Below are 17,945 nucleotides of genomic sequence, written 5' to 3'. Positions count from 1 at the left end.
AGGCCCGGCGCGTACTCCGGGCTTGCCGCTGACAGCCTGACGCTTGCCGCTTATTGCGATTTCCTGACCCGCAGGTACCATTCCGAAAGCAGCCGGACCTGTTTGTCCGTGTAGCCGCGTTCGACCATTCGCGTAACGAAGTCGTTGTGCTTCTGCTGGTCCTCCTTGCTCGCCTTGGCGTTGAAGCTGATGACCGGCAGCAGGTCTTCGGTGTTGGAGAACATTTTCTTCTCGATCACCACCCGCAGTTTTTCGTAGCTCAGCCAGGTCGGGTTCTTGCCGTTGTTGTTGGCCCGGGCGCGCAGCACGAAGTTGACGATCTCGTTGCGGAAATCCTTCGGATTGCTGATGCCAGCCGGTTTCTCGATCTTCTCCAGCTCCTCGTTGAGGGCGATGCGGTTGAGGATCTCGCCGGTTTCGGGGTCGCGGTACTCCTGGTCCTGAATCCAGAAGTCGGCGTACAGCACGTAACGGTCGAAGATGTTCTGCCCGTATTCGCTGTAGGACTCCAGGTAGGCGGTCTGGATTTCCTTGCCGATGAACTCGATGTAGCGCGGTGCCAGGTATTCCTTGAGGTAGCGCAGGTAGCGCTCGCGCACCTCGGCCGGGAACTGTTCCTGTTCGATCTGCTGCTCCAGCACGTACAGCAGGTGCACCGGGTTGGCCGCGATTTCATGGGGGTCGAAGTTGAACACCTTGGACAGGATCTTGAAGGCGAAGCGGGTCGACAGGCCGTTCATGCCTTCGTCGACACCGGCCGAGTCGCGGTACTCCTGGATCGACTTGGCCTTCGGATCGGTGTCCTTGAGGTTCTCGCCGTCATACACGCGCATCTTGGAGTAGATGTTCGAGTTCTCCGGCTCCTTGAGGCGCGACAGCACCGTGAACTGGGCCAGCATCTTCAGGGTGTCGGGTGCGCAGTGGGCCTTGGCCAGGGAGCTGTTGAACAGCAGCTTGTCGTAGATCTTGATCTCGTCGCTCACGCGCAGGCAGTACGGCACCTTGACGATGTAGATCCGGTCGATGAACGCCTCGTTGTTCTTGTTGTTGCGAAAGCTGTGCCATTCCGATTCGTTGGAGTGGGCCAGCAGAATCCCGGAGTAGGGGATGGCGCCGAGGCCTTCGGTGCTGTTGTAGTTGCCCTCCTGGGTGGCGGTGAGCAGCGGGTGCAGGACCTTGATTGGTGCCTTGAACATCTCGACGAATTCCATCAGGCCCTGGTTGGCCCGGCACAGTGCGCCCGAATAGCTGTAGGCGTCGGCGTCGTTCTGCGGGAATTCCTCGAGCTTGCGGATATCGACCTTGCCCACCAGCGCCGAGATGTCCTGGTTGTTCTCGTCGCCCGGCTCGGTCTTGGCCACGGCGATCTGGTTGAGGATCGAGGGGTAGAGCTTGACCACCTTGAACTGGCTGATGTCGCCGCCGAACTCGGCCAGGCGCTTGGTCGCCCAGGGCGACATGATGGTGTTCAGGTAGCGGCGCGGGATGCCGAAGTCCTCTTCGAGGATGGCGCCGTCCTCGGTGGCGTTGAACAGCCCCAGCGGGGACTCGAACACCGGCGAGCCCTTGATGGCGTAGAAGGGCACCTTTTCCATCAGTTGCTTGAGTTTTTCAGCCAGGGACGACTTGCCGCCACCCACCGGGCCGAGCAGGTAGAGGATCTGTTTCTTTTCCTCCAGGCCCTGTGCGGCATGGCGGAAGTAGGAAACGATCTGGTCGATGCATTCTTCCATGCCATGGAAGTCTTCGAAGGCGGGGTAGCGCCGGATCACCTTGTTGGAGAAGATCCGCGACAGCCGCGAGTTGTTCGACGTGTCGACCAGTTCCGGCTCACCAATAGCCATCAACAGGCGTTCGGCCGCCGACGCATAGGCACTACGGTCCTGCTTGCAGAGCTCAAGATACTCCTGCAGCGAGAGCTCTTCCTGACGGGTGGACTCGAAACGTTGTTGGAAGTGGCTAAAAATACTCATGACGTCACCTCGCTCGATACGTGGAGCCGACGTCGGATCGATCAGTTGATGCTGGCATGCAGACGGCACTGCCGCCTGCTGTATACCCCCCAGAACACCCTTGGAACCTTACCGATGACCCGCACGCCGGTGTACCGGCTCTCCCCTTTTTGGATGGCCTGGGCTTAAGGATAGTTGGTAATCGGCGAGGTCAAGGGCGGTTGGGCGATTAGTTCGCCACGACCGTTCGTCTGGTCTGGCGCGAGCCCGCGCAGGGCGCGGGCTGCAGGCCAACAAAAAAATTATTCGGCAGAGCCCTGGGCGGTTTCTGCCGGGAAGGTGGCGCGCCACAGCTCGAAGCCGCCGTCGAGGCTGTAGACGTCGGAAAAACCCTGGCTGACCAGATACGCGGCCGCGCTCTGGCTGGAGTTGCCGTGGTAGCAGACCACCACGGTGGGGGCGTCGAGGTCGGCGCCGCGGATGAAATCGGCGACCGACTGGTTGTCCAGGTGGCGGGCGCCGGTGATGTGGCCGTTGGCAAAGGTGGGCTGGTCGCGGATATCGACCACCACGGCGCCTTGCGCACGCAGCGCCTGAGCCTGCTCTGGAGGGATACGTTTGAATTCGCTCATGGGCGGGTCCTTCAGGATTGATCGGCTATTCTAGCCGGTTGCACGGGGCTGGCCAGCGGGCGTACGGTGCCTTCTTCGGTGCACTCGCAGCGGTGGTACTGGCCGGTATCGACATTGAACAGGGTCATCGCACCGCCCCACACGCAGCCGGTATCCAGTGCGTACACGCCTGGCTCGGTGCAGCGGCCCTCGAGGGCTGCCCAGTGTCCAAAGATGATCTTCACGTGACGCGAGCGACGGCCCTTGTGGGCGAACCACGGTTTGTAGCCGGGTGGGGCGGTGTCGGCGCCTTCCTTGCCCTTGAGGTCCAGTTTGCCCTCGGCGGTGCAGAAGCGCATGCGGGTGAAGTAATTGGTGATGACCCGCAGGCGTTCGACCCCGCCCAGGTTCTTGCTCCACTTGTTCGGCTCGTTGCCGTACATGCCGTCCAGATAGAGCTTGAGCCGATTGTCATCGCGTAGCACTTCTTCGACCTCGCCAGCCAGCTCCAGCGCCTTGCCCAGGGTCCACTGCGGTGGAATGCCGGCATGCACCATCGCCACGCCGCGCTGCTCGTCGTAATGCAGCAGCTTTTGCCGGCGCAGCCAGTCGAGCAGTTCGTCGGCATCCGGGGCGTCGAGAATCTCGCGCAGGGTGTCGCTTTTCTTCAGGCGCTCGATGTTATGCCAGGCGGCCAGCAGGTGCAGGTCGTGGTTGCCCAGCACGCACACCAGCGAGTCGCGCATGGCGTACAGATAGCGCAGGGTTTCCAGCGACTCGGGGCCGCGGTTGACCAGGTCGCCGACCAGCCACAGGCGGTCGACCGACGGGTTGAAGTTCACCCGCTCGAGCAGGCATTTGAGCGGTTGCAGGCAGCCCTGGAGATCGCCGACGGCATACACCGCCATCAGTGCAGCGACCCGGGTACGGCCAGGCGAAACGCCTTGATCGGGGCCTCGAAACGGATGCCATCCTCGGCGAACATCTGATAGCTGCCTTCCATGGTGCCCACCTGGGTGCTGAGCACGGCACCACTGCTGTAGGTGTGGCTCTGGCCAGGCTCGATCAGCGGCTGCTGACCGATCACCCCGGCGCCCTTGACCTCTTCCACCTGGCCATCGCCATTGGTGATGAGCCAGTGACGCGACATCAGCTTGGCCGCCACCGAACCGTTGTTGTGCACGGTAATGGTGTAGGCAAAGGCAAAGCGGTCGTTTTCGGGATCGGAATGTTCTTTGAGGAAGCGGGTGACGACGTCGACGTCGACCTGATAGCGGGGATCGGACATTCAAGAGGGCCTTGGCAACAGACGCGAATACGGCAATGGCATCAGTCTAGGCTATCGGCGGGGTTGCCGGCCAGTCATGCGGGCATGACCGGCCGTTATCAGGTGTTACTGCGGCTGTTCGGCCAGCTTGTCGGCCAGGCGCACGAAGGCGGCCAGGTCCAGTTGCTCGGGGCGCAGACTGCCATCGACACCGGCGGCGGCGATCTCGTCACTGCTGAGCAGGGCCTTCAAGGTGTTGCGCAGTGTCTTGCGGCGCTGGTTGAACGCTTCGCGCACGATGCGCTCGAGCAGGCGATGATCCTTTGCCGGGTGCGGCAGGGTGGTGTGGGGCACCAGGCGCACGATGGCCGAATCGACCTTGGGCGGTGGGTTGAACGCCCCCGGGCCGACGTTGAACAGGTGTTCCACGCGGCAGTGGTACTGCACCATGATCGACAGGCGGCCCCAGTCGCCACCGCCCGGGCCGGCGGCCAGGCGCTCGACCACTTCCTTCTGCAGCATGAAGTGCATGTCGCGGATCAGCTCGGCGTTGGCCAGCAGGTGAAAGATCAGTGGGGTGGAGATGTTGTACGGCAGGTTGCCGACCACCCGCAGGCTGCGCGGCGCGGCGCCCAGGCTGGTGAAGTCGAACTTGAGCGCATCGCCCTGGTGCAGGCGGAAGTTGTCACGGCCGGCGAACTGCTGGTTGAGGATCGGTACCAGGTCCTTGTCCAGTTCCACCACATCCAGCTGGCCGCCGCTGTTGAGCAGGCCCTGGGTCAGGGCGCCCTGGCCCGGACCGATTTCCAGCAGGCGCTCACCTGCCTTGGCGCTGATCGAGCGCAGGATGCGGTCGATGACGCCGGCGTCGTGCAGAAAGTTCTGGCCGAAGCGCTTGCGCGCCTTGTGTTGGTATTGCTCGGTCATAAATGGGTCTCGGCCATCTGGTAGGCGGTTTCCAGTGCTACCTGCAGGCTGCCGGTGTCGATCCTGCCGGTGCCGGCAAGGTCCAGGGCGGTGCCGTGGTCCACCGATGTGCGAATGATCGGCAGGCCCAGGGTAACGTTCAAGGCGGCGCCGAAGCCCTTGTACTTGAGCACCGGCAGGCCCTGGTCATGGTACATCGCCAGCACTGCGTCGCAGTGCTCCAGATATTTGGGGGTAAACAGGGTGTCGGCAGGCAACGGGCCGCGCAGGTCCATGCCTTCGCTGCGCAGGCGCGCCAATGTCGGTTCGATGATGTCTATTTCTTCGCTGCCCAGGTGGCCGCCTTCACCCGCATGCGGGTTGAGCCCGCACACCAGGATGCGTGGCTGGGCGATGCCGAACTTGCTCTGCAGGTCGGCATGCAGGATCCGCGTGACCCGCTCCAGGCGTTCGGCGGTGATGGCGTCGGCCACTGCGCGCAGCGGCAGGTGCGTGGTCACCAGGGCCACGCGCAGCCCGCGGGTGGCAAGCATCATCACCACTTGCGTGGTGTGGGTGAGCTCGGCGAGGAATTCGGTATGCCCGGAAAACGCAATGCCGCTTTCGTTGATCACGCCCTTGTGCACGGGCGCGGTGATCATTCCGGCAAAGTGCCCGTCAAGGCAGCCCTGGCCCGCACGGGTCAGGGTTTGCAGTACGAAGGCGGCGTTGCGTTTGTCCAGCTGCCCGGCGACTACCCGGCTTGCCAGCGGCGTGTCCCACACGTACAGACTGCCCGCAGGGGCAGGCGCATCCGGGAAGGCGTCGGGGCTGACAGGCAGCAGCGTGACGGCCACGCCCAGTTGCGCGGCCCGCTCGACGAGCAGGTCACGACTGGTAATGGCGATCAGGGGGTGGGGCTGGGCGTGCTCGGCGAGCAGCAGGCACAGGTCAGGTCCTATGCCGGCCGGCTCGCCGGGTGTCAGGGCGAAGCGCTGGTGTTTCACTGGGCTGCCTGGTCGGCGCCAGGAAGCTTGATTTCAACATAGGCTTCGTCGCGGATCTGACGCAGCCAGCTTTGCAGCTCTTCGTCGTACTTGCGGTTGCGCAGCACGTTCATGGCTTGCTGTTCGCGTGCCTGTTCGGTGCTGTCGGTGGAGCGACGACCCAGGACTTCCAGTACGTGCCAGCCGTATTGGGTCTGGAACGGCTTGGACAGCTGACCCTGAGGGGTGCTGGCCATGACTTCGCGGAACTCGGGTACCAGTGCGTTCGGATCGACCCAGTTGAGGTCGCCGCCATTGAGCGCCGAACCCGGATCTTCGGAGAAGCTCTTCGCCAGCTCGGCGAAATCTTCGCCGGCGCTGATGCGTTCATAGAGCTTTTCCGCCAGTTGCTGGGTGGCGGCTTCGCTGCGCACTTCGCTTGGCTTGATCAGGATGTGGCGAACATGCACTTCGTCGCGCAGCTGTGTCTGGCCGCCGCGCTTTTCCTGCAGCTTCAGGATGATGAAGCCACCCGGTGTGCGTACAGGCTCGGTGACGTCACCCACAGCCATGGTGCTGAGCAGGCGATCGAAAGGAGGTGGCAGCTGGGCGGCCTTGCGCCAGCCCATCTCGCCACCTTCCAGTGCGTTCTCGCTGGCCGAACGGGCAGTCGCCAGCTGGGCGAAGTCGGCGCCTTGCTTGAGCTGCTGGTAGATCGCGGCCGCTTGCTGGCCAGCCGCCTGGATAGCCGCCGAGTTGGCGCTTTCCGGGGTCGGGATCAGGATGTTGGCCAGGCGGAACTCTTCGGACAACTGCATCTTGCCCAGGTCCGAGGCGAGGAAGTTCTTCACTTCCTGTTCCGAAACCTGGATGCGTTCGGCTACCCGGCGCTGGCGCACGCGGCTGATGATCATCTCGCGACGGACCTGCTCGCGGGCGTCATCGAACGACAGGCCGTCATGGGCCAGGGCCGCACGGAACTGGCTCATGTTCATGCCGTTGCGCTGGGCAATGGTGTCCATGGCCTGGTTGAGTTCTTCGTCGGTAATGCGGATGCCGGAACGATCGCCAATCTGCAGTTGCAGGTTTTCCACGATCAGGCGCTCCAGCACCTGCTGGTCGAGCACGCCGGGTGGAGGTGTAGCGCCGCCGCGCTTGGCGATGGTCTGTTCGACCTCGCGCACGCGCTGGTCCAGCTGGCTTTGCATGACCACGTCGTTGTCGACGATGGCCACCACCTTGTCCAGGGTCTGCACCGCGGCGTGCGCGGTGCTGCTCAGTAGTACAGCGCCCAGCATCAGCGGGCGCAGACAATCAATAAGCTTGGTCTTCACGTGCACGGTAACCTTGAATGCCTTGATCGAGGAAAGTTTCGACCTTTTTACCTACTACACCACCGAGGCCTTTCAGCACGATCTGCAGGAAGATCCCATGGTCGCCTTTTTCGTTGGAGGGTGCGTCCTGGCTGTATTCGTCGTAATCGATCCAGTAGCGGTTGATCAGACGCAGCTTCCAGCAGCAGTTGTCGTACTCGAAACCGCCCATGGCTTCCAGGGTGCGGTTGCGGTTGTAGTCGTGCTGCCAGCGGGCGATTGCAGTCCACTGCGGAACGATTGGCCACATGACGGAGAAGTCATGTTGCTGGATCTTGTAGTAGTCCTTCACATAGCCAGGTTGTCCCGGGGTGCCGTAGTCGCCACCACCCACCTGCCAGCGACCGGTGCTTTGATCGTAGCGAACCCCGTCGTTGCGATAGCGATAACCCAGGTTGACGATCTTGTTGACGTTGTCTTCCGGTTGGTAGTGGAACATGGCGCTGCCGGAACGCGTACTGCGGGTATCCGGGTCCCAGTTGAAGTCGGAATTCACGCGCCAGTCGCGGTTGAAGCGGAACTGGTATTCCAGCGCGTAGGGCGAGACGTCGGATTGCGAGTCGTTGCGTGTGCGGTAATCGATACGCGGCAGCTGAACCTTGCGATCCTTGAAGTACAGCGCTTGGCCAACGCTCAAACGTTGACGTTCGAAACCGTTGTCTTCGATCCAGCGGTTTGTCAAACCCAACGACAGCTTGTTTTCGTCGCCGATACGGTCTGTCCCACTGAAGCGGTTTTCGCGGAACAATGATGCATAGCTGAAAGTCGATTCGCCGGTATCGAAAACCGGAATGTCCGTCTGGTCCTTGTATGGGACGTACAGATAGAACAGGCGCGGTTCCAGTGTCTGGCGGTAGTCCTTGCCGAACCACTGCGTGTCGCGGTCGAAGTACAGACCGCTGTCGACGCTGAAAATGGGCACGCTTCGGTCTTGCGAACTATTGAATTGTTCATCTGCTGCGAGTGTCTGTTTGCCGCGTTGGTCCAGATCCAGCTGGTAATTGGTGTAGACATATGTCAGCGAAGGTCTGACGTAGCCATAAGAGGCGTTCAGCGGCAAGCTCATGTTGGGAGCGAGATTGATCCGGTCACCGTTGGCACGCGCCAGACCGGATACTCGAGTGTCATACCACGGCGTGGAGCGGTCGTCCTTGTCTACGAAGTTACCCTCGCGCAAGTCGCGATCGAAACGTACGAACTCGGTACTGTAGGCAAAGTCCAAGCCCCCGGGATGGTAGGGTAGCCTGCCGCCAAAAGTAACCTGGGGCAGACGGCCATACGGAGTGATCTGGCTGATAGTCGCCAGTTTGTAGTCCTGCATATTCAGCCGCGCAGTATAACTGTCTCCCCGATATGTCAACGCACCCTGCTGGTTGATATAGTCGGTACTTTCTACGCCGAGCTGATCCGTTTCCAGGTCCTGGAAGTAGTAGGGATCGCTGATGTTGGTGTAATCGACCTCGGTCATCAGGCGCTCGTCCAGGCCACCCTTGTGCTGCCAGTTGATCATCCAGCGCTTTTCTTTGTAGTCGGACTGGCGCTTGCGCTCGTCCTCCTCGTCATTCAGCCACGCACCACCGAACTGCCCTTCGCTGGACTTGGTCAGGTAGCGGAACTCGCCTTCCATCAACAGGCCGCGCTTGGCCATGTAGCGTGGATACAAGGTGGCGTCGTAGTTCGGTGCCAGGTTGAAGTAGTACGGCGTGACCAGCATGAAGCCGGTGTCGCTGCTGGTACTGAACGATGGCGGCAGGAAGCCGGACTGGCGACGGTCATCGATCGGGAAGTAGATGTACGGGGTGTAGAACACCGGTACATCCTTGACCCGCAAGGTGACGTTGGTCGCGGTACCGAAGCCGGTGGCCGGGTTCAGCGTGATGTTGTTGCCCTTGAGCTGCCAGGCGTTGCTGTTCGGCTCGCAGGTGGTGTAGGTACCGTCCTTGAGGCGAATGATCGCGTTTTCGGCACGCTTGGCGTACAGCGCGTTACCGCGGATACGCGATTTGTGCATCACATACTCGGCGTTGTCGACCTTGGCTTCACCGGTGTCGAGCTGGATGTCGGCGTGATCGCCAACCACCAGCGAACCGTTGTCGCGGATCTTGACGTTGCCGCTCAGTTCGCCACGGTTCTCGGCCTGATACAGATTGGCCTCGTCGGCCTCGACCTGCATGCTGCCCTGGCGCATCACCACGTCACCGGCGAGGGTGGCGATCTGCTGCTCCTGCTGGTAGCGCGATACCTTGGCACCGATGAAGGTCGGCGCCTCGTCCTTGGGCGTGGTGTCATCCATGCCCGGACGGGTTGGCTCGATGTAGGCACCGGAGCAATACGGGCCGGCTTCGGCGAGCTGGGCAGGGGTCAGCTGATCGCGTGGTACCCAGTCCAGATGGCTGTAGTCGGCGCTGCGTGCCTTCAGGCCGCGCCCCTTGGTTTCGGTGACGAGTGCTGGGCCTTTGCCCGCTGCTTCGGCACTGCCGTCGGCGCTCTGGGCAGGCGTTTCGCCGGCCGAGCTGACCGCCGCACCGTCATGCACAGGGCGTGGTGGCAGGTTCGCGGTGCTGGTCTTGGGCTTGCAGTCCCAACCTCCGGCAGCGGAAACTTGGCAGTCGAACTGCTCGGCAGCCACCACGTACGACGTGGCCAGGGGTTGCATCGCCAGCAGACCGCCGGTGACGAGCAACGGGAATTTTTTACGAAACGCGGGGGATTTCAATGCCATCTTATTAGTCCGGGCTTCCTGCGTGCCATCTGCCCGCGTGTGGGGCCGCACGCCTCTCGATGGTCTGAAAAAGATGCTGGATAATAAAGCATGACCCGCTTGACGGCTAGGGCCGTCGGAGACCCATGTAATGCCCGAACATGATGTACGCCTGCAACACCTGAATGTATGGCTGGCCGAACAGCTGGCAAATCTTTTCCATAAACAGGGCTGGGGTCCGGTTCCAGCGGGCTGCCTGACCGCTGCCAGCAGCGACGCGAGCTTTCGCCGCTACTTCCGCTGGGCCGCCGAAGGACGCAGTTTTATTGTGATGGATGCCCCGCCGCCGCAGGAAAACTGCCGGCCTTTTGTGGAAATTGCTCATTTATTGGCCAGCGCCGAGGTCAATGTGCCGCAAATTCACGCTCAGGATCTCGAGCGCGGCTTCCTGCTGCTGAGTGATCTGGGCAACCACACCTACCTCGATGTGATCACCAGCGACAACGCCGATGGCCTGTTCGACGATGCCATCCAGGCGCTGCTGGCCTTCCAGCAACTGCCGATGCAGGCGCCGTTGCCCAGTTATGACGTGGCCCTGCTGCGCCGTGAGCTGGAGCTGTTCCCAGAGTGGTACGTGGGCCGTGAACTGGGCCTGCAGATGAATAATGAGCAGCAGGCGGCCTGGCAACGCATCAGCACCCTGCTGATCGACAGCGCCCTGGCCCAGCCCAAGGTGCTGGTGCACCGTGACTATATGCCGCGCAACCTGATGCAGAGTGTGCCCAACCCGGGCGTGCTGGATTTCCAGGATGCGGTGTACGGCCCGGTGACCTACGACATCACCTGTCTGTTCAAGGACGCCTTCCTCAGTTGGCCGCAGGCACGGGTGGAGGGCTGGCTCAAGGACTACTGGCAGCGGGCGCAGGCTCTGGGCGTACCGGTGCAGGCCGATTTCGAGGACTTCCAGCGTGCCAGCGACCTGATGGGCGTGCAGCGCCACCTCAAAGTGATCGGCATCTTCGCGCGCATCTGCCACCGTGACGGCAAGCCGCGCTACCTGGCCGATGTGCCGCGGTTCTTTGCTTATATAGATGAAGTGATCGCCCGCCGCCCTGAGCTGGCCGAGCTGGATGAACTGATCGACAGCCTGCAGGCCGCAGGCGGGGCGCGCGCATGAAGGCGATGATTCTGGCCGCAGGCAAGGGCGAGCGCATGCGCCCGCTGACCCTGCATACACCCAAGCCGCTGGTGCCGGTGGCCGGCGTGCCGTTGATCGAGTATCACCTGCGCGCCCTGGCGAGGGCGGGCTTCACCGAGGTGGTGATCAATCATGCCTGGCTGGGACAGCAGATCGAAGAGCACCTGGGCGATGGCGCGCAACTGGGCCTGAGCATCCGCTATTCCGCCGAAGGCGAACCACTGGAAACCGGTGGCGGGATCTACAAGGCGCTGCCGCTGCTTGGCGACGCGCCTTTTGCGCTGATCAACGGCGACATCTGGACCGAGTACGACTTCAGCCGCCTGCCTGCGTCGCTGTCCGGGCTGGCGCACCTGGTGCTGGTGGACAACCCGGGCCATCACGGCAAAGGTGACTTCCGCCTGCAGGCCGGGCAGGTCAAGGATGCCGACGCGGTTTCGCCGACCTTGACCTACAGCGGGATCGCCGTGCTGCACCCGGAACTGTTCGACGGTTGCCAGGCCGGCGGCTTCAAGCTGGCACCGCTGTTTCGCCAGGCGATGGCCAAGGGCCTGGTCAGTGGGGAGCATTTCACTGGCCAGTGGGTGGATGTCGGTACCCTCGAACGCCTTGCCGAAGTCGAGCGCTTGCTCGCCGAGCGCCGCTGACATGTTGTGGCCGAGCACAGTGATTGGTGCCGGAGCGGGTTTTGCCATCGCCAGCATTCCAGGGGCGTTGCTGGGGGCATTGCTCGGTCAGGCGATGGACCGCCGTCTGCAACTGCACAGTTGGGCGCACCTGCGCGAGCGTCTGGGCGGGCGCGCGGTGCTGCGCGACGACGAAGTGCTGTTCGTGCTGCTTGGGCGCCTGGCCAAGAGTGAAGGGCGGGTGGTCGACGGACATATCCAGCAGGCGCGTCAGGAAATGCAGCGCCTGGAGATGAGCGAACCGGCACGTCTGCGCGCGATTGCCGCATTCAACCGGGGCAAGAGCGGCAGCGAGCGCCTGCATCCGCACCTGCGTCGCCTCAAGCAGCAACCCCATGCTGCCGAAGGCTTGCTGCGTGCCTGCTGGCGCATGGTCTGGGCCGATGGCCGGGTAGGGCGTCACGAGCGCGAACTGTTGATGCAGTGGGGGCAGCAGTTGGGCTGGTCGACGACCCGGGTGCAGGCACTGGCCAGCGACTACGAGCCGCACCGGGCGGCCCTGGGCAATCAGGGCATCAGCTATCCCGAGGCCCTGCGCTTGCTGGGGGTGTTACCCGAGACCGAGCCTGTACAGGTCAAGCAGGCCTACCGGCGCCTGCTCAGCCGGCATCATCCGGACAAACTGGTGGGTAGCGGCGCGAGCCCGGCGCAGGTGCGCGACGCCACCGAGCGTACCCGGGACCTGCATCAGGCCTACGCGGTGGTACGCAAGCGGCGCGGCTTCTAGTCGACCGCTTGCGGGCTCAGCCAGCCGCGAATGCGGCGGAACAGTTGCTCCTGCTCGGCAGCCTGGTTGCCGGGCATGGCCGTCAGGGCGACCTGGTGGTAGCTGCTGTCCTTGAGTCGCTTGCTGGCCTGCAGGCGGTTCACGGCCGCCTGCCTGGCGCCGGCCTGGTTGGCATAGTAGAAGTCGGCGGTCGGCAGCTTGAGCGTGGCGGCCAGGCTGTCGAGGCTGTGTTCGACGCGGGCCGGGTTCTGCGCAGCGACCATCACCAGCTTTTGCACCTGCGGCGGTTGCCGTTCGCTGATGTAACGGGCTGACCAGTAGGCACCGCTGCCGCTGCCCAGCAGCACCACGCTGCGTGCGTTCTGCTGCTGTGCGTAGGCGACGGCGGCATCCAGGCGGGCGAAGATGCGCTCGGCGTCGGCCTTTTCACTGGCCGCCGGATCGGTACTGGCGGGCGCTTCGGCGCTTTCGCTGTTTTCGGTTTCTGCTGCGGTGGCCTGGGCGATGTTGGCATTGGCATCGGCCGGCGTGGCCTTGGCCGGTGCGCCCTTCACGTCCTTGTCCGGTTGCGGGGGCGGTGCCGGGGTTTCCTTGCGGGCCACCGGGCTCTCGGCCAGCAGATCCGGCAGGCTCAGGCTCAGACTGGCCCACTTTGCATCGGGGAACTTGCGCCGCAGGGGGCCGACGGTGCGTGGCCAGTCGGCGCTCTCGCCGGCACCCGGGACGATGATCACCACGCCTTCGGGTGCCGGGGTGTTGGCAGGTTTCCACAGGGCCAGGAAGCTGTCGCTGCCGGCCTGCAGGGTTTGCTGCTCGTCCTTGGGCACTTGCCGCTCCAGGGCCTGGGCGTCTTCCTGGCTGCGCTCGGGCAGCGCCTGGCGCGTGGCCGGCGCGGCATCGGCGTCGGCGTCGGCGGCCGGCGTTTCCTGCGCCAGAACTTGTGCGGTACAAGGTAGTATCAAGGACAGGCATAGCGCCGAAAGCGCCGTGCGTTTGAGTACGAACATTGATCGATCCAGGCCAGAGTGATACCGGCAGCCTAATGGTATTTGTCGACGACGGCCATGTTCGATGGCGGTCCCTTCATTGACGAGATTCAAGATGATGCGTTTGCGCTGCCTGTTGTTTATCGGCTGCTTGTGCTGGCCCTTTATGGCGAACGCGGAGCAGGCATCCGTACCGGCTGCGGTACGCCTGGCCCCGGCGCAACAGCAATGGCTCGACCAGCACCGCAGCTTGCGGGTAGGCCTGGTGTTGCAGGCCCCGTTCGCGCAGTTCGACCGGCGCCTGCAGCAGCTGTCGGGTGTCAACGTCGAGCTGATGAACTGGCTGGGCAGGGCATTGGACCTGGACCTGACGTGGCGCAACTTCCCCGACCAGGCCGCGCTCGAGCATGCCCTGGCCGGCGGCGAGATCGACCTGGCGCCAGGGCTGACCCAGACCCCGGCCAGCCTGCGTCGCTGGTTGTTCAGCGACCCCTACATGCGCGTACCGCAGTTGATCGTGGGCCCGCGCAACGGCTCGATGGCAGTGGACCTGGAGCGGCTCGCCGAAAACGAGCGAGTGGCGGTGCGCATGCCCAGTTCGCTGGCCGACTATCTGCGCGCGACCTATTCCAACCTGAATCTTCAAGGCGTGCCGGCCGAGCGCCAGGCCTTGCAGCTATTGCTCAGCGAGCAGGTGCGCTACGCGGTGCTGGATGAAGCGCAGTTGAGCCGGTTGTCGCGCGAGAACGAATTCAGCGATCTGGTGGTGGTGGGCGACATCGGTTTGCCGCAGTTGCTGCGGGTGGGCTCGCGGCGTGACTGGCCGATACTGGCCGACATCATCGAGGTCGGCCTGCAGGCCATCCCGGCCAAGGACCTGGAGCAATTGCACAACCGCTGGCTGCAACCCCGCTACCCGCGCCTGAGCGAGTCACCGGGGTTCTGGCAGAACCTGGCGTTGCTGTTCGCGGCGCTGTTCTTCAGTTGCGTCTTCATCGTGATCTGGCAGCGGCGCCAGCAACAGCAGTTGGAGCTGAACCTGCTGGCTGCGCGGGAAAACATCGCCAAGCGCCTGGCCCGCGAAGAGGCGCTGCGCCTGAGCCAGTTCTCCCTCGACCAGAGCACCGTGGGCATCCTGTGGGTGCATTGGGACAGCCATGTGCGCTACGCCAACCGCGCGGTCGAAAGCATGCTCGGCTATACCTCGGGGGCGCTGAACGATCGCCCGCTGATCGATATCGAGCCCAACCTGCACATGGACCGCTGGCTGGACCTGTGGAAGCGCGCACGGGCCAGCGACGAGGCGGCGCAGCGCTTCGAGACCCAGTGCCTGCGCGCCGATGGCAGCCTGGTACCGGTGGATGTGTCGTTGAGCTTCTTGCGCTTTCGCGATGCCGAATACCTGGTGGTGTTCATCAATGACGTCACCGAGCGCCGCCGTGCCCTGGCGGCGCTGCGCGAGAGCGAGGCTCGGCTCAAGGGCATTGCCGGCAACGTGCCGGGGCTGGTGTTCCGGCTGGAGCGCAACCCGGCGATCGGCGACCTGGAGTTCCCCTATATCAGCGAAGGCAGCGAGGCCCTGGTCGGCTACTCGCCCATCGAACTGCAGCACCCGGACATGGGCTTGCGCAACCTGGTGCACAGCGAAGACCGCGCCGACTATCACCGCGTGCAGGACCAGGCGCTGGCCACCGACCAGGACTGGTCGTGGCAGGGCCGCATCGTCACGCGCCAGGGTGAGCAGCGCTGGGCCGACATCAAGGCCAGTACCCGCAATCTGCGCGACGGCCGCGTGGTGTGGGACGGGGTGGTATGGGACATCAGCCAGAGCAAGCGCGCCGAGCTGGAACTGGCGCGCTCCCAGGAGCAACTGCGCGAACTGTCGGCGCACCTGGAGAGCGTGCGCGAGGAAGAGAAAGCGCGGATCGCCCGCGAGGTGCATGATGAGCTCGGGCAGATGCTGACCGTGCTCAAGCTGGAAACCTCGATGTGCGAGCTGGCCTATGCCGGGCTGGACCCGGGCCTGAACGAGCGCCTGGGCAGCATGAAGCGCCTGATCGCGCAGCTGTTCCAGCTGGTGCGCGACGTCGCCACGGCCTTGCGCCCGCCGATTCTGGATGCCGGCATTGCCTCGGCCATCGAGTGGCAGGCCCGACGTTTCGAGGCCCGCACGCAGATCCCGTGCCTGGTCGAGGTACCGGACAACCTGCCGCCGCTCAGCGACGCCAAGGCCACCAGCCTGTTCCGCATTCTGCAGGAGGCCCTGACCAACGTCATGCGCCACGCCCACGCGCATACTGTGCAGATCAACCTGGGCCTGGACGGTGCGATGCTGTGCCTGACCATCAGCGACGACGGCGTGGGTTTCGTGCAGAGTGACCAGCGCCCGACCTCGTTCGGCCTGGTGGGCATGCGCGAGCGCGTGCTGATGCTGGGCGGCAGCATGCGCCTGGACAGCGAACCGGGCGAGGGCACCACGTTGAGCGTACGCATCCCCCTGAACAACGACAGGAGCTGACAGTGATTCGAGTATTGGTTGCCGAAGACCACACCATCGTGCGCGAGGGCATCAAGCAGTTGATCGGCCTGGCCAAGGACATGCAGGTGGTGGGCGAGGCCGGCAATGGCGAGCAGTTGCTCGAAGCCTTGCGCCACACCGAATGCGAGGTGGTGTTGCTGGATATCTCGATGCCGGGGGTGAACGGGCTGGAGGCGATACCGCGAATTCGCGCGTTGAGCGCGCCGCCGGCGATCCTGGTGCTGTCGATGCATGACGAGGCGCAGATGGCGGCGCGGGCGCTGAAGATCGGCGCGGCGGGGTACGCGACCAAGGACAGTGATCCGGCGCTGCTGCTGACCGCGATTCGCCGGGTGGCGGGGGGCGGGCGCTACATCGATCCGGACCTGGCCGACCGCATGGTGTTCGAGGTGGGGCTGACGGATTCGCGCCCCCTGCACTCGATGCTGTCGGAGCGCGAGTTCTCGGTGTTCGAACGGTTGGCCCAGGGGGCGAACGTCAACGACATTGCCCAGCAGCTGGCGCTGAGCAACAAGACCATCAGCACCCACAAGGCGCGCCTGATGCAGAAGCTGAATGTGACTTCGCTGGCCGAGCTGGTGAAGTATGCGATGGAGCACAAGCTGGTGTGAGTGTTCCAAAAACGACATCGGGTTGATCCCTTCGCTGGCAAGCCCGTCGCCACAGGTTCGGCGTGTACCGACAAACCTTGTGGGGGCTGGCTTGCCAGCGAAGGGGGCAGCACGGCTATCAACGTGTCTGAAAACGCCACCCTTGTAGGGCAATCCCTACCCGCAAGTTTCCATCCGGCTGATGGCATTCTCTCAGCACCCCCGATTTGCGCCACCTTCTGCCTTCTCTAGTCTTGGGTCACAGCAGTCATCCAACAAGAAGGTGCAGGTATGAGTGAGGTGAATTCGAACGCTGCAACCGGCGAAGTGCTGGTCAGCTTCCGTGGTGTGCAGAAGAGCTACGACGGCGAGTCGCTGATCGTCAAAGACCTGAATCTGGATATTCGCAAAGGCGAGTTCCTGACCCTGCTCGGCCCCTCGGGCTCGGGCAAGACCACCAGCCTGATGATGCTGGCAGGGTTCGAAACCCCTACCGCCGGCGAGATCCTGCTGGACGGGCGTTCGATCAACAACGTGCCGCCGCACAAGCGCGACATCGGCATGGTGTTCCAGAACTATGCGTTGTTCCCGCACATGACCGTGGCCGAGAACCTGGCCTTCCCGCTGAGCGTGCGCAACCTGAGCAAGACCGACATCAGCGAGCGGGTCAAGCGCGTGCTGAACATGGTGCAGCTCGAAACCTTCGCCCAGCGCTACCCCGGCCAGCTTTCCGGCGGCCAGCAGCAGCGTGTTGCGCTGGCTCGCGCCCTGGTGTTCGAACCGCAACTGGTACTGATGGACGAACCACTCGGCGCCCTCGACAAGCAGCTGCGCGAACACATGCAGATGGAAATCAAGCACCTGCACCAGCGTCTGGGCGTGACCGTGGTCTACGTGACCCACGACCAGGGCGAAGCGCTGACCATGTCCGACCGCGTGGCCGTGTTCCACCAGGGCGAAATCCAGCAGATCGCCGACCCGCGCACCCTGTATGAAGAGCCGAAGAATACCTTCGTGGCCAACTTCATCGGCGAGAACAACCGTATCAACGGGCGCCTGCTCAGCCAGACCGGCGATCGCTGCCTGGTGGCGCTGCCCCGTGGCGAGAAGGTCGAGGCACTGGCCGTCAACGTCGGCCAGCCGGGCGAGCCGGTCACCCTGTCGATCCGTCCGGAGCGCGTGCGCCTGAACGGTCACAGCGAAAGCTGCGTCAACCGCTTCTCTGGGCGGGTGGCCGAATTCATCTACCTGGGCGACCACGTGCGGGTGCGTCTGGAAGTGTGCGGCAAGGCGGACTTCTTCGTGAAGCAACCCATCGCCGAACTCGACCCGGCCCTGGCCGTGGGCGATGTGGTGCCACTGGGCTGGGAGGTCGAGCACGGTCGCGCACTCGATCCTATTCTGGAAGCCCAGTGAGGATCGC

General features: G+C 63.5%; 15 protein-coding genes. 6 read left to right on the top strand and 9 right to left on the bottom strand.

Annotated elements, in window-relative coordinates:
- Positions 1-50 precede the first annotated feature (50 nt).
- From B4I46_RS04470 to B4I46_RS04435, 8 genes are all read right to left on the bottom strand, one after another.
- Entirely contained in the window at positions 51-1,973 is a 1,923-nt protein-coding gene (locus B4I46_RS04470) for a PrkA family serine protein kinase (RefSeq protein WP_043863751.1), read from the bottom strand.
- A gap of 281 nt (positions 1,974-2,254) precedes the next feature.
- On the bottom strand, positions 2,255-2,584 hold the full coding sequence (gene glpE, locus B4I46_RS04465; protein ID WP_043863752.1) for a thiosulfate sulfurtransferase GlpE: 330 nt from the start codon (positions 2,582-2,584) through the stop codon (positions 2,255-2,257).
- A gap of 11 nt (positions 2,585-2,595) precedes the next feature.
- Entirely contained in the window at positions 2,596-3,471 is an 876-nt protein-coding gene (locus B4I46_RS04460) for a symmetrical bis(5'-nucleosyl)-tetraphosphatase (protein WP_054915960.1), read from the bottom strand.
- The gene (apaG, locus tag B4I46_RS04455) at positions 3,471-3,851 is read right to left on the bottom strand and encodes a Co2+/Mg2+ efflux protein ApaG (RefSeq protein ID WP_043863754.1); all 381 of its coding nucleotides are present in this window, start codon (positions 3,849-3,851) and stop codon (positions 3,471-3,473) included. The genes B4I46_RS04460 and apaG overlap by 1 nt, the downstream gene beginning before the upstream one ends.
- A 105-nt stretch (positions 3,852-3,956) precedes the next feature.
- On the bottom strand, positions 3,957-4,757 hold the full coding sequence (gene rsmA, locus B4I46_RS04450; RefSeq protein ID WP_043863755.1) for a 16S rRNA (adenine(1518)-N(6)/adenine(1519)-N(6))-dimethyltransferase RsmA: 801 nt from the start codon (positions 4,755-4,757) through the stop codon (positions 3,957-3,959).
- A complete protein-coding gene (gene pdxA / locus B4I46_RS04445) occupies positions 4,754-5,743 on the bottom strand; it encodes a 4-hydroxythreonine-4-phosphate dehydrogenase PdxA (protein WP_116052337.1) in 990 nt (329 codons plus the stop codon). The genes rsmA and pdxA overlap by 4 nt, the downstream gene beginning before the upstream one ends.
- Positions 5,740-7,056: a peptidylprolyl isomerase gene (locus B4I46_RS04440; RefSeq protein WP_043863757.1), complete on the bottom strand. Its 1,317-nt coding sequence runs from the start codon at positions 7,054-7,056 to the stop codon at positions 5,740-5,742. Before B4I46_RS04440 ends, pdxA begins: the two co-directional genes overlap by 4 nt.
- The gene (locus tag B4I46_RS04435; RefSeq protein WP_043863758.1) at positions 7,037-9,817 is read right to left on the bottom strand and encodes an LPS-assembly protein LptD; all 2,781 of its coding nucleotides are present in this window, start codon (positions 9,815-9,817) and stop codon (positions 7,037-7,039) included. The genes B4I46_RS04440 and B4I46_RS04435 overlap by 20 nt, the downstream gene beginning before the upstream one ends.
- 130 nt (positions 9,818-9,947) lie before the next feature.
- On the opposite strand from B4I46_RS04435, the gene B4I46_RS04430 reads away from it, so the two are divergent.
- The 3 genes from B4I46_RS04430 to B4I46_RS04420 are packed head-to-tail and all read left to right on the top strand — an operon-like array spanning position 9,948 to position 12,407.
- Positions 9,948-10,973, top strand: a complete 1,026-nt coding sequence (locus tag B4I46_RS04430; protein ID WP_058541836.1) for an aminoglycoside phosphotransferase family protein — start codon at positions 9,948-9,950, stop codon at positions 10,971-10,973.
- The gene (gene murU, locus B4I46_RS04425; RefSeq protein WP_286898780.1) at positions 10,970-11,641 is read left to right on the top strand and encodes an N-acetylmuramate alpha-1-phosphate uridylyltransferase MurU; all 672 of its coding nucleotides are present in this window, start codon (positions 10,970-10,972) and stop codon (positions 11,639-11,641) included. Before B4I46_RS04430 ends, murU begins: the two co-directional genes overlap by 4 nt.
- A 1-nt stretch (position 11,642) precedes the next feature.
- A complete protein-coding gene (locus B4I46_RS04420) occupies positions 11,643-12,407 on the top strand; it encodes a TerB family tellurite resistance protein (RefSeq protein ID WP_043863761.1) in 765 nt (254 codons plus the stop codon).
- On the opposite strand, the gene B4I46_RS04415 is transcribed toward B4I46_RS04420, so the two are convergent.
- The gene (locus B4I46_RS04415) at positions 12,404-13,414 is read right to left on the bottom strand and encodes an alpha/beta hydrolase family protein (RefSeq protein ID WP_286898778.1); all 1,011 of its coding nucleotides are present in this window, start codon (positions 13,412-13,414) and stop codon (positions 12,404-12,406) included. The genes B4I46_RS04420 and B4I46_RS04415 overlap by 4 nt on opposite strands.
- Positions 13,415-13,508: 94 nt before the next feature.
- On the opposite strand from B4I46_RS04415, the gene B4I46_RS04410 reads away from it, so the two are divergent.
- The 3 genes from B4I46_RS04410 to B4I46_RS04400 all read left to right on the top strand — a co-directional run bounded on the left by B4I46_RS04410 (position 13,509) and on the right by B4I46_RS04400 (position 17,938).
- Positions 13,509-15,911 carry a PAS domain-containing sensor histidine kinase gene (locus B4I46_RS04410; protein ID WP_043863763.1) on the top strand — a complete coding sequence of 801 codons (2,403 nt, stop codon included), beginning with the start codon at positions 13,509-13,511 and terminating at the stop codon, positions 15,909-15,911.
- A gap of 2 nt (positions 15,912-15,913) precedes the next feature.
- Positions 15,914-16,543, top strand: a complete 630-nt coding sequence (locus B4I46_RS04405) for a response regulator (RefSeq protein ID WP_043863764.1) — start codon at positions 15,914-15,916, stop codon at positions 16,541-16,543.
- A 270-nt stretch (positions 16,544-16,813) separates the two neighbouring features.
- Entirely contained in the window at positions 16,814-17,938 is a 1,125-nt protein-coding gene (locus B4I46_RS04400; RefSeq protein ID WP_043863765.1) for an ABC transporter ATP-binding protein, read from the top strand.
- Positions 17,939-17,945: the final 7 nt, after the last annotated feature.

Source organism: Pseudomonas sp. UBA7500 (assembly GCF_002478435.1).
In the GTDB taxonomy this organism is placed as follows: domain Bacteria; phylum Pseudomonadota; class Gammaproteobacteria; order Pseudomonadales; family Pseudomonadaceae; genus Aquipseudomonas; species Aquipseudomonas palmensis.
This window is presented reverse-complemented; position numbering and strand designations above follow the sequence as displayed.